The sequence below is a fragment of the Bacteroides faecichinchillae JCM 17102 genome (genome assembly GCF_000614145.1).
GTDB lineage: Bacteria > Bacteroidota > Bacteroidia > Bacteroidales > Bacteroidaceae > Bacteroides > Bacteroides faecichinchillae.
The window spans coordinates 104,067-116,848 of record NZ_BAKK01000010.1 but is presented as its reverse complement, the minus strand read 5'-3'; the positions used below and the strand labels follow the sequence as shown (position 1 = coordinate 116,848).

Annotated in this window: 6 protein-coding genes and 2 pseudogenes; 4 read left to right on the top strand and 4 right to left on the bottom strand. The window is 40.5% G+C overall.

The genetic code is table 11. The annotated features are described in order from the left end of the window. Positions 1-40 precede the first annotated feature (40 nt). Both JCM17102_RS26650 and JCM17102_RS26645 read left to right on the top strand, forming a co-directional pair. Positions 41-1,293: pseudogene (locus JCM17102_RS26650) on the top strand (exonuclease SbcCD subunit D C-terminal domain-containing protein). Beyond that, a pseudogene (locus JCM17102_RS26645) lies at positions 1,290-4,153 on the top strand (AAA family ATPase). The pseudogenes JCM17102_RS26650 and JCM17102_RS26645 overlap by 4 nt, the downstream one beginning before the upstream one ends. On the opposite strand, the gene JCM17102_RS07495 reads toward JCM17102_RS26645, so the two are convergent. The 4 genes from JCM17102_RS07495 to JCM17102_RS07480 form a co-directional block, all read right to left on the bottom strand. Beyond that, complete coding sequence (locus JCM17102_RS07495) at positions 4,137-5,306, bottom strand: metallophosphoesterase (protein ID WP_025074640.1); 1,170 nt, start codon at positions 5,304-5,306, stop codon at positions 4,137-4,139. The pseudogene JCM17102_RS26645 and the gene JCM17102_RS07495 overlap by 17 nt on opposite strands. Before the next feature lie 103 nt (positions 5,307-5,409). Next, on the bottom strand, positions 5,410-6,312 hold the full coding sequence (locus JCM17102_RS07490; RefSeq protein ID WP_025074639.1) for a vitamin B12 dependent-methionine synthase activation domain-containing protein: 903 nt from the start codon (positions 6,310-6,312) through the stop codon (positions 5,410-5,412). Positions 6,313-6,688: 376 nt separating this feature from the next. After that, positions 6,689-8,029 (bottom strand): dihydroorotase, encoded by a 1,341-nt coding sequence (locus JCM17102_RS07485; protein WP_025074638.1) that lies wholly within the window; start codon positions 8,027-8,029, stop codon positions 6,689-6,691. Further along, positions 8,026-8,769 carry a polyprenol monophosphomannose synthase gene (locus JCM17102_RS07480; RefSeq protein ID WP_025074637.1) on the bottom strand — a complete coding sequence of 248 codons (744 nt, stop codon included), beginning with the start codon at positions 8,767-8,769 and terminating at the stop codon, positions 8,026-8,028. Before JCM17102_RS07480 ends, JCM17102_RS07485 begins: the two co-directional genes overlap by 4 nt. Positions 8,770-9,034: 265 nt before the next feature. On the opposite strand from JCM17102_RS07480, the gene JCM17102_RS07475 reads away from it, so the two are divergent. Both JCM17102_RS07475 and mfd read left to right on the top strand, forming a co-directional pair. Continuing rightward, positions 9,035-9,280 carry a hypothetical protein gene (locus JCM17102_RS07475; RefSeq protein WP_136498354.1) on the top strand — a complete coding sequence of 82 codons (246 nt, stop codon included), beginning with the start codon at positions 9,035-9,037 and terminating at the stop codon, positions 9,278-9,280. Between the two features lie 89 nt (positions 9,281-9,369). Then, complete coding sequence (gene mfd / locus JCM17102_RS07470) at positions 9,370-12,756, top strand: transcription-repair coupling factor (RefSeq protein ID WP_025074635.1); 3,387 nt, start codon at positions 9,370-9,372, stop codon at positions 12,754-12,756. Positions 12,757-12,782 lie beyond the last annotated feature (26 nt).

Sequence of the window (12,782 nt, the reverse complement as noted above, 5' to 3'; positions counted from 1 at the left end):
GTGCTATTTTTGTCTATTATTATATGAGAAGTAGAATGATATGATACGTATATTACATACAGCTGATTGGCATTTGGGGCAAACTTTCTTTGGTTATGACCGTACGGAAGAACATACTATATTTCTGGATTGGTTGGCAAAAGAGATCCGTGATAAGGAGATCGATGCATTGATTATTGCCGGAGACGTGTTTGATGTTTCCAATCCTTCTGCAACTTCGCAACGAATGTATTACCAATTTATCTATCGGGTGACAGCTGAAAATCCAAACCTGCAAATTGTTATCGTAGCTGGAAATCATGATTCTGCGGCACGATTAGAGGCTCCTTTGCCACTGTTACAGGCTATGCGGACAGAGGTAAGAGGAGTGGTGCGGAAACTGGATGGAGGAGAGATTGATTATGACCATTTAATAATAGAATTAAAGAATCGTCGGGGGGAAGTGGAATTGCTTTGTATGGCAGTTCCTTTCTTGCGGCAAGGAGATTATCCGGTTGTACAGACGGATGGTAATCCTTATGCAGAGGGAGTTCGTAAGCTTTATACACAACTATTGCAAAGAGCATGGGAGCGTAGGAAGGGGGACAGTCTATTATGGCAATAGGACATCTACAGGCTACAGGTTCGGAGATTGCGGAAAAAGATTATAGTGAACGGACAGTTATTGGTGGTTTGGAATGTGTGTCTCCGGAGGTTTTTACTGAGCAGATAGCTTATACTGCTTTGGGGCATATTCATAAAGCACAACGTGTCTCCGGCAGAGAGAATGTACGTTATTCAGGAAGTCCGATTCCGATGTCATTTGCGGAGAAATATTATCATCATGGGGTTGTGATGGTAACCTTTGATGAAGGTTGTACAGTTGATATAGAGCGGATTGAGGGTCCGAAATCGGTTTCTTTGGTGAGTGTACCGAATGGAGAAGCGGAGCAGCCGGAATCAGTGTTGAAGACTTTACGAGAGTTGCCTGTAATAAATGGTGAAACTCCTTATTTGGAAGTAAAAGTCTTGTTGGATGAACCTGAGCCTATGCTCCGTCAGCAAGTTGAAGAGGCACTGGCAGATAAGAATTACCGTTTGGCTCGTATTGTTTCTACTTATCGTCAAGATGAAGGTAAAGTAGAAAAAGAAAATGATGTTTGGATGAAAGGCTTACAGGAAATGTCTCCTTTACAAATAGTACAATCTGTGTTTGAGAAGAGCTATCAGACAGATATGCCTGGTGAATTGACTGAATTATTTCAGGAAGCATATGTGTCGGCAACTCGTAAAGAAGAGGAGGAAGAAGGATGAAGATAATAGCGATTCGATTGAAGAATCTTACTTCGATAGAAGGAAGTGTAGAAATAGATTTTACGGAAGAGCCTCTTCGCTCTGCGGGAATATTTGCTATTTCCGGACCGACAGGTGCAGGAAAGTCTACTTTACTGGATGCTTTGTGTCTTGCCCTCTATGATAAAGCTCCTCGGTTTGCAAATTCGGTAGAGAGTATTCCTCTTTCAGATGTGGGAGATAATCAGATTAACCAGTCTGATGTAAGGAACTTACTTCGTCGGGGAACGGGAGAAGGATATGCGGAAGTTGATTTTCAAGGAGTGGACGGACATCGGTATCGCTCTCGTTGGTCGGTTAGGCGGACTAGATCTAAATCGAATGGTTCTTTGCAGCCACAGGTGTTGGAGGTGAAGGACTTGGATACGGATCAAGAATATCAGGGCACTAAAAAAGAACTGTTGGCCCAGTTGGTAGAGTTGGTAGGATTGACTTATGAGCAATTTACCCGGACGGTATTATTGGCTCAGAATGATTTTGCAACTTTCTTGAAATCCAGAGGTACGGCAAAAGCTGAATTGCTTGAAAAGCTTACAGGTACAAGTATTTATTCCAGAATTTCGCAGGAAGTTTTTGCGAAGAATAAGGCTGCACAGGAGGAAGTGGCTCTCATTCATAGTAGGATGAGTGTGATTGAATTAATGCCTGAAGACGAACTCCTCGCCTTACAAAAAGAGAAGGAGCAATTGACAGATAGACGTGATGCAGGAATTAACTTGTTAAGAGACTTGAATACTCAATTAAATATAGTTCGTTCACTGAAAACACAAGAGGAGCTATGGAAGAAAAAAGAGGAAGAAGAACAGTCCGGACAAGAGAAAATAGTGGCTTTGCAAAGATCGTTGCAATTGCAGGAGGAGGGATTGATTCATTTTAAAACACAGTGGGAGGCGATACAACCAGATTTGAAGAAAGCTCGTCAATTGGATATACAGATTCAATCGCAACAAACCGGCTATGCCCAGTCGCAAAAGATATTGCAGGATGCACGCCTACGGGTAACAGAATATGGAAAGGTAGTTCAATCTGCTACAAGTCAGTTACAAATGTCATATCATTCGATGAATCTTTTATTGAACCATGCGAAAGGAGAGACTTTGGAATTGGAGCAAGTAGAGAGATTCTCCAAAAGGAAGAAGATTTATTGGAGAACCGTCTGAAAGTGCATGAGGAATGCCAGAACCGATTAAATGCTTTCGGCTATCCGTCGCTGGTAGATACTCAAAGTAAGCTGAAAAATGAATTAGTACGGCTACAGAATATACGGCAACTGACTGAAACTGAAATGAAAACCAAACAGGATATAGGGAAGTTGGATAAAGAGACTATTGTCTGTGCACAACAATTGGCTGAACAGGAGGTTGCTTTAAAAACAATTCAACGCCTTTATGAAAATGCTCGTATGGCAGTAGGGAAGGATGTAAAAGCTTTGCGGCAACAGTTACAGGAAGGAGAGGCATGTCCGGTTTGTGGTAGTACAACGCATCCATATCATCAGGAGCAAGAAGTGGTAGATACTCTTTTCCGAAGTATGGAACAGGAATATAATGCGACGGTTGCAACTTATCAACAAATCAATAACCGGAACATTGCTTTGCAACGGGATTTAGCTCATTTGAAACGTGTGGAAGAGCAATTAAAAACACAATTAGCAGCTTTGCAACAAGAAAATCCGAAAGGTGGGAATGAGGAGCAGATAAAGAATCAGTTGAAGGAGCTGGCTGAACGAATTCTTGAATATGGTAATCTTTACGCAGAATGGCAACGGAATGATGAAGAGATTAAACAGATGCGCACTCATTGTACAGCTTTACATGAGAATGTCTCTCGTTACCGTTTGGCGATCCAGAAAGCTGTTTCTGCCAAAGAGCAGTTGGCTATTTTGGAAACTGCTGTTACTACTGAACAGGGTAGGTTCGATATAATTGCAAAAGCATTGGAAGAACTTCGGTTGGAAAGATCACAGTTATTAAAGGGAAAGAGTGTGGACGAGGCGGAAGCTGCCGTTATCAGAAGAGAGAAGGAACTGAATGCAGCTTTGGAAAAAAGCCGGAAAGAGGTGGAGACGGCACAGAATCGTCTTGCCGGCTTACAAGGAGAGAAGAAACAACTTTCTATCGTAATAAAGGAATTGCAGGAGCAACAAAAACATATCGAATTTCCCGATCAGTTGCCGGAAACTATTGCAAAGCAACAGAATGAAAATTCGAATACTGAGAGTAACTTGGCTTCTGTTACAGCAAGGTTACTGCAACAAGCAAAAAACAAAGTAACTGCTGAACAAATAGCAAAAGAACTGGCGGAAAAACAACTGAAAGCTGAACGCTGGGCAAAACTGAATAAACTGATAGGCAGTGCTGACGGTGCGAAGTTTAAAGTAATTGCACAAAGCTATACCTTAGATTTATTGCTGTTTCATGCTAACCGGCATTTATCTTATTTATCTAAACGATATAAATTACAGCAAGTACCGAATACTTTAGCACTTCAGGTAATTGATTGCGATATGTGTGATGAAGTCCGGACAGTTTATTCGCTTTCCGGAGGAGAGTCGTTTTTGATTTCTCTTGCGTTGGCTTTAGGATTGTCTTCCTTATCGAGCAATAACCTGAGAGTAGAATCACTCTTTATTGACGAAGGATTCGGTTCGCTCGATGCAGATAGCCTACGGACAGCAATGGAAGCATTGGAACAATTGCAGATGCAAGGGCGGAAGATCGGAGTCATTTCTCACGTACAAGAAATGAGTGAACGTATTTCTGTTCAAGTACAGGTGCACAAGAAAGTCAATGGAAAAAGTGTGCTTACCGTCGTAGGGTAAGCACCGTTATTTCCGGCCAGGCACCGAAACGGAAAGGCAATCCGACGTATCCGATTCCTAAATTTACATACAATCCTCGTGTCTTTTCCAAATACATTCCGCACCATTCCGGATAGATATAGGAAGCAGGAGAGTAATTCCCCAGTTTCATTTGCATGCCATGCGTATGTCCGGCTAACATTAAGTCTACATTCGATTGAGGAAGTACTTCTCTTCTCCAATGTGTCGGGTTATGGCTCAGCAAAATCTGGAACATGCCTTCAGTACCTCGCATTGCTTTGGTTAAATCACCATGTTGGGAAAAAGGAGGTTCGCCTTCGTTCTCAACTCCTATAAGTGCAATGCTGTCGTTACCTTGTTTCAGAACATCATGTTCATTATTTAATAATTTCCATCCCATTGCTGCTTGCCTTTGTTTGAGGTCTGACAGATTTTCTGCTTCTGCATGCTTATCTTTCCAATGATAATAAGGACCGTAATCGTGATTTCCCAATACGGAGTAAACTCCATCTTTCGCTTTTAATCCGGTTAGTATTTCCTGAAAGCCATCCAATTCAACTGTACGGTGATTAACCAAATCCCCGGTAAAGACTATCAAGTCGGGGTGTTGCTGATTCACCAGATCGACTAGCTTCTGAATAGCAGAAACATTTCCATGCCAGCTTCCGATATGAATGTCGGATAATTGAACAATGCGATATCCGTCAAATGCTTGTGGCAAACGGGAAGAAGTGTAAGTGACTTCTTTGACATCAAATTGTGTACGTCCGATAAAAGAACCATAAATAATAATGATGATAGAGATAAGTCCTAATGTCAGTCCGGTACATATAAATGGAGTTCGGGGCCAGCGTAGCCATTTATGAAAAGGTACTCCAACCAGTGTACATAGGGCTAGTATCAATTTAGGAGCTGTAAATAGAAAAAAGAAAATGGAGAACCAGCCGATTACTAACTGGAACTGTTGCTCAGCTTGTATATTTTTGGCAAAATATCCCAGATAAGTAATTCCCATAGTCAGCAAGATACATGGAAACCAATAAAGAATGCGTAACCAGCATTTAGTCGTTAGCTTGACTATAAATCTGAAATACAGATAGATGTCAGGTAGAATCAGAAAGATTAATAAAAAGATAAATAAACGTTGTAGCATATTCCGCGTATTTGAGAATTATTTATTCTCTCATTCTGTGTAGAATGTATTTAATTTAGGTTTTAGTTATGCGAAAAAAAGTAAATTATGAGCTAACTCTTGACTATTGCAAATTGGCAGCCAGGAATTTGCGCATTTCTTCAATACTTTTCTTTCGTCTTCGTGCATAGTCTTCGAGTTGGTCTTCTCCAATTTTCCCTACAGAGAAATATTCGGAGGCGGGATGTGCAAACATAAGGCCGCAAACTGAAGAATGAGGATGCATAGCCCCATTCTCAGTGAGACTGATTCCTATTTGTTTCATATCCAGAATTTCGTCCAACAAGAAATTGACTGATTGATCGGGAAGGGAGGGATAACCTACGGCAGGACGGATGCCTTGATAGTTCTCTATCAATAAGTCAGGTATTGTCAGATTCTCATCTTTGGCATATCCCCAGAATTCTTTACGTACATATTCGTGCATTTTTTCTGTGGCAGCTTCTGCCAAACGGTCTGAAAGAGTTTGAACGAGTAGATGTTTATAAGGATCTTGTTCGTATAATCCTTCCATGTCCGCGTCAATACAGGAAGCAAAAACACCCATTGTGTCCGGAATACCGGTGGATAGAGGACGGATGAAATCGCTCAGACAGATGAAAGGACTACCGTCTCGTTTAGGAGATTGTTGGCGGAGTAGTGGGAAAATAATTGTTTGATTTTCTTCTTTCTCGATCACCAGATTATCTCCGTCTGAATTAGTTTTGCAGAGTTTGAAGATTGTTTTTACTTCATAGTCTGCATCGAGCATATCGAGCATCCGGTTTGCTTCTTTGAACAGTTGCATGGCTTCTGAAGCTTTGTTTCGCTCTTCCTCTGGAAAAGTTGTCAGCCAAGAGGCCCGGCATACGTCACAACCGTGAATGTTGGCAATGGCTGCATAACGTGGTTGGAATCCCCAGGCATGGAAAAAGTAAATCCAATTAATGTAGGGGGCAACATCATGTATTTTATAAGATAATATCATAAACTACTGTATTAAACGAGTTAAGACTGATTTATTCGTTTCATTCCAATTCTTCTTCTACATAGGAAAAAACTGCATTTTCTCTATCAACTATCACCAATGTTCTGAATCTATTTGTTCATCGGTGTTTCAAGTGGTGATAGGTTGATAAATAACCTATCACCCGATCTATCACCTATCACCGGAAATTGGGAGATCTATAATGATATTATTGAAATGAACGAATCGGGATATTAGTTTCAAGGTTTGGGACTTATGGTTTCAATGGCTGAAACACTTAGTTTAATAGGGTGAAACTATTTGTTTCAAGGCATGAAACACTTTGTTTCGCTATATGAAACAGAGTGTTCATCTATATGAAACACTCAAAAGCTATTTATCTTTCAAAAAATAGTTCTTGTCCGCGATACTCTTCATCAATAATTCCATTGCTGTATAACAGATGTCCGTTTACAAAAGTTTTTTCAACTTTCCAATTGAAAGTATGTCCTTCCAGTGGGCTCCATTTGCATTTACTCAGAATGCAGTCATTGGTAACAGTCCATTCACTTCCAGGTCGTACTAGGACAAGATCAGCGAAATAACCTTTCCGGATAAATCCACGTTTTTGTATCTCATACATTTGTGCAGGAGCATGACACATTTTCTCAACTACCTTTTCGATAGTAAAGATTCCTTTATCCACAAACTCCAACATACTCACCAGTGAGAACTGTATCATCGGCATACCGGACATGGCTTTGAGAGCTCCTCCTTCTTTCTCACTCAATAAATGCGGAGCGTGGTCGGTAGCAATAGCATCAATCAAACCACTATTAACGGCTTCTTGCAATGCTTTCCTATCTTTGGCTGTTTTGATGGCCGGATTACATTTGATACGTGCGCCCAAAGTCTGGTAATCATCTTCCGTAAAGAGCAAATGAGATACACAGGCTTCCGCAGTAATTCTCTTTTGTACTAAAGGAGTTTTTTCAAAGAGGCTTAGTTCTTTGGCAGTAGAAATGTGCATGATATGTAAACGTGCATTTGCTTCCTTTGCTAATTGTACTGCCAATTCAGAAGAATGGTAACAAGCTTCTTCCGAGCGGATGACAGGATGCAATTCTAAAGGAACATCGTCTCCGTATTCTTTCTTATATTTATCTGTATTTTCTTTGATAATTCCTTGGTCCTCACAATGGGCGGCAATCAACAAATCAGTACCTCCAAAGATATTACGCAAACTAGCCAATCGGTCTACCAGCATATTACCTGTACTGGACCCCATGAACAACTTTACACCACAAACCCGGTGTTTGTCCAATTGATCAAATTGAGTGTAGTTATTGTTGGTAGCCCCAAAATAACAGGAATAATTGACTGCAGACTTTTCCGCTAGCAGTATGAATTTCTCATTCAAAGCTTCTAAAGTTGTAGTTTGCGGATTCGTATTTGGCATGTCCATGATGGAAGTAACGCCTCCTGCTGCTGCTGCACGACTTTCAGTGGTAATATCTGCCTTATGTGTCAGCCCCGGATCGCGGAAATGGACGTGCTCGTCGATAGCACCCGGGAGAAGATAGCATCCGGTTGCATCAATAATTTCATCACAAGGAACAATCGTTTTTTGGTCGCCTACCAATATTTCAGCAATCTTATCGTCTTCGATGACCAGAGAACCTAATACATTTCTTCCTTCGTTAATTATAACGGCATTTTCAATCAGAGTACGTTTCATTTCTTTTGTGGGAATTTATGGAACCAACTATTAACTTTTAACTTAATCACACCAAATATGGCTTCACCAAAAATACTACTATTCATCTTCGAAGTCCCTAACTCTCTATTGATGAAAATAACAGGGACTTCAATGATTTTAAATCCACACTTATAAGCGGTAAACTTCATCTCTATCTGGAAAGCATATCCTTTGAAACGGATATTGTCCAGGTCAATCGTTTCGAGCACTTGGCGACGATAACAAACGAATCCCGCCGTAGTATCATGTACCGGAATGCCTGTAATGAAGCGTACATATTTGGATGCAAAATAAGACATCAATACCCGTCCCATTGGCCAATTGACCACATTTACCCCGCTTACGTAGCGTGAACCGATAGATACATCTCCTCCTTCTTCCGAACAAGCCTTGTATAAACGGGGAAGATCATTGGGATTGTGGCTGAAATCGGCATCCATTTCGAAGATATATTCGTAAGCATGTTCTAAAGCCCACTTAAAACCGGTAATATAAGCGGTCCCCAATCCTAATTTTCCTTTGCGCTCGATCATAAAAAGGCGTTCGGGAAATTCTTGTTGCAGAGTTTTTACGATGGTTGCCGTTCCGTCTGGCGAACCGTCTTCTATGACTAAAATGTGAAATATCTTGGAAAGTCCGAAAACGGCACGAATGATATTCTCTATGTTTTCCCGCTCATTGTAAGTAGGGATAATTACGATGCTATCCGATGTTTGCATATAAATACTATAAATTTTAAAACAAAAATAGTTCTTTTCCTTTAGTTATGAATGAACTAAGGATAATTTAACGCGATGATATTGGGAGATATCTGTAAAAAGGTTCCTTTTTTATTCTAATGTATATTATTTAGTAGAGTTTGAGAGCCTGTTTAATTTTATTGGTTTAAACTAAAAAAAAATGTTTCTTCTTTCCTTCGAAATGATTGTTTTTAGTTACCAAGCTTCAAATAATTATGTATTGTACGGATTTAGAAGAAATACAGTGGCAAGTTATCAAGAAAATCTAGAACCTGCAAAGAAAGGAGATGAAAATATGATTTGCATGAATTATGGAATTAGTAAATATACTATCTTACCATCCTTGATTGGGAAGGGAATTTTTTATATCCTATGGATTGTAGATCGTCTCTTTATAGAAGCGGGTCAATTTGGATATATTGATAAAAATATAACTTTGAAAAGGATAAATGGCTGTGAAAACAGACTTTATTTGTTCAGTTTTCACTGACTTAGTTTTATATGGTATGCATAATCTGCACATTTCGTGTGAGATAGATTCATGTAAAATTCGTACTTTTGCAGAGTAATTTTTTAGATATGACAATAACCGAGTTACAACAACAATATGCCGTTCATCCTAATACGGCCGTTCTTAAGCGTTTATTAAAGGATACTTCGATTCAGACCATATATTGTGGTGGATTGTGTGCTTCCGCTACATCCTTGTTCTCATCCGTTTTGGTAAAACAAGATATTTGTCCTTTTGTCTTTATTCTGAGTGATCTGGAAGAAGCAGGATATTTCTATCATGACCTGACACAGGTATTGGGAGCAGAAAGTGTATTGTTTTTCCCTTCTTCATTTCGCCGTTCTATTAAGTACGGACAAAAAGATGCTGCTAACGAGATTTTGCGCACCGAAGTTCTAAGTCGTTTGCAAAAAGGAGAAAAGGGCTTGTGTATTGTTACTTACCCTGATGCGTTAGCAGAGAAAGTAGTATCGCGAAAGGAATTGAGTGACAAAACCCTTAAACTAAATCTCGGAGAGAAAGTAGATCTGACCTTTGTAACTGACATTCTGCATAGTTATGGTTTTGAATATGTAGACTACGTTTATGAACCTGGACAGTATGCTGTCCGTGGTAGCATTATCGACGTATTTTCTTTTGCTTCCGAATATCCCTATCGTATCGACTTTTTCGGAGATGAGGTCGAGAGTATCCGTACGTTTAAAGTCGAATCACAACTTTCACACGAAAAGAAAGAAGGGATAGTAATTGTCCCGGATTTGGCAGTGACAGGTGATGTAACTACTTCCTTCCTTGACTTTCTTACGAAAGATACTGTTCTGGCTATGCGTGACTTCCTTTGGTTGCGTGAACGTATTCAGGCAGTACATGACGAAGCGCTTACTCCACAAGCAATTGCTGTACAGGAAGCGGAAGAAAATGGAGGAATCACTTTAGAAGGCAAATTGATAGACGGTAGTGAATTTACATTGCGTGCTCTTGATTTCCGCCGGATGGAGTTTGGTAATAAGCCGACAGGAACACCGAATGCTAGCGTGATGTTTGAGACTTCAGCACAACCTATCTTCCATAAGAATTTTGATCTGGTAGCTTCTTCTTTCAAAGATTATTTGGAGAAGGGATATTCACTCTATATCTGTAGTGACAGTGTGAAGCAAACTGACCGCATTAAAGCGATATTTGAGGATAGGGGAGATAAAATACAATTTACACCGGTAGTACGTACGCTCCACGAAGGATTTGTTGATCGTACATTGCGTCTTTGTATTTTCACTGATCACCAGTTGTTCGACCGTTTCCATAAATATAATCTGAAAAGCGATAAAGCCCGTTCCGGAAAAGTGGCTCTTTCGCTGAAAGAATTGAATCAATTTACTCCGGGTGATTATGTTGTACATACTGATCATGGTATCGGACGCTTTTCAGGGTTGGTGCGTATTCCGAATGGAGATACCACACAAGAGGTCTTGAAGTTGGTTTTCCAAAACGAAGATGTGGTCTTTGTTTCTATTCATTCTTTGCATAAAGTTTCCAAATATAAAGGAAAAGATGGAGAAGCTCCCCGACTGAATAAGTTGGGAACCGGTGCATGGGAAAAGCTAAAGGAGCGTACCAAGAGTAAAATTAAAGATATTGCTCGTGACCTGATCAAGCTCTATTCCCAACGTCGTCAAGAAAAGGGGTTCTCTTATAGTCCTGACAGTTTTTTGCAACGGGAATTGGAAGCTTCGTTTATTTATGAAGATACCCCTGATCAGAGTAAAGCGACTGCCGATGTGAAAGCAGATATGGAAGGAGACCGCCCAATGGATCGTTTGATTTGTGGAGACGTAGGTTTTGGAAAGACAGAGGTGGCAATTCGTGCTGCTTTTAAAGCTGTAACCGACAATAAACAAGTGGCTGTTTTGGTCCCGACTACTGTTCTTGCTTATCAGCATTTTCAAACATTTCGTGAGCGTTTGAAAGATTTACCTTGCCGCGTGGATTATTTGAGTCGTGCACGTACGGCAACTCAAGTAAAAGCTGTGCTGAATGGCTTGAAGGAAGGAGAAGTGAATATCCTGATTGGAACTCATCGCATTTTAGGAAAAGATGTCCATTTTAAAGATCTGGGATTGCTGATTATCGATGAGGAACAGAAGTTTGGAGTTTCCGTTAAAGAAAAACTGCGTCAACTGAAAGTGAATGTGGATACACTGACCATGACGGCTACTCCTATTCCCCGTACACTCCAATTTTCTTTGATGGGAGCACGTGACTTGAGTGTGATTTCTACTCCGCCGCCCAACCGTTATCCGATTCAAACGGAAGTACATACGTTTAATGAAGAAGTCATTACGGACGCAATTAACTTTGAAATGAGCCGTAACGGACAAGTATTCTTCGTCAATAATCGAATTGCGAATTTGTCGGAATTAAAAGCAATGATCGAACATCATATCCCTGATTGTCGTGTAGCTATCGGTCACGGACAGATGGAACCTGCTCAGTTGGAACAGATTATATTTGATTTTGTCAATTACGATTATGATGTATTGTTAGCGACGACTATTATCGAAAGTGGAATTGATATTCCGAATGCTAATACTATTATCATTAATCAGGCTCAGAATTTTGGATTGAGTGATCTTCACCAGATGCGAGGGCGTGTAGGACGAAGCAATAAGAAAGCTTTTTGTTATCTGTTGGCTCCGCCGTTAGGCAGCTTGACAACGGAGGGCAAACGGCGTTTGCAGGCAATTGAAAACTTCAGTGATTTGGGTAGTGGAATTCATATTGCTATGCAAGACTTGGATATACGTGGAGCCGGAAATCTGCTTGGGGCCGAACAAAGTGGCTTTATCGCTGACTTGGGATATGAGACTTACCAAAAAATCCTATCCGAAGCTGTTCATGAACTAAAGAACGATGAGTTTGCCGATCTGTATGCAGATGAAATTAAGGGAGAAGGACAAATCAGTGGTGAGCAGTTTGTGGATGAATGTCAGATAGAAAGTGATCTTGAATTGTTGTTGCCGGCAAATTATGTAACGGGAAGTAGCGAGCGTATGTTGCTCTATCGTGAACTGGACGGATTAACGCTGGATACAGAAGTGGAAGCTTTCCGCTCCCGTTTGGAAGACCGTTTCGGTCCTGTTCCTCCGGAAACAGAAGAGTTGCTTCGAATTGTTCCTCTTCGTCGGTTGGCGGCACGATTGGGAGCAGAAAAAATATTCTTGAAGGGTGGGCGTATGACGCTTTTCTTTGTGTCCAACCCTGATAGTCCGTTCTATCAAAGTCAGGCTTTCGGCAAGGCTATTGATTATATGATGAAATATACTCGCCGTTGTGATTTGAGAGAACAAAATGGAAAACGGAGTATGTTGATTAAAGATGTGTGTAATGTGGAAACTGCGGTTAGTGTATTGAAGGAGATTGTGGCGTTGCCAAGTTCTTCTACAGTCAATCCGTCATAATAAGATATAATATCATAGCCTGGAAA

Excerpts from the sequence above, each read along its gene's own strand:
- JCM17102_RS07495 (WP_025074640.1), bottom strand. The coding sequence starts at position 5,306 with ATGCTACAACGTTTATTTATCTTTTTATTAATCTTTCTGATTCTACCT.
- JCM17102_RS07490 (WP_025074639.1), bottom strand. The coding sequence starts at position 6,312 with ATGATATTATCTTATAAAATACATGATGTTGCCCCCTACATTAATTGG.
- JCM17102_RS07485 (WP_025074638.1), bottom strand. The coding sequence starts at position 8,029 with ATGAAACGTACTCTGATTGAAAATGCCGTTATAATTAACGAAGGAAGA.
- JCM17102_RS07480 (WP_025074637.1), bottom strand. The coding sequence starts at position 8,769 with ATGCAAACATCGGATAGCATCGTAATTATCCCTACTTACAATGAGCGG.
- mfd (WP_025074635.1), top strand. The coding sequence starts at position 9,370 with ATGACAATAACCGAGTTACAACAACAATATGCCGTTCATCCTAATACG.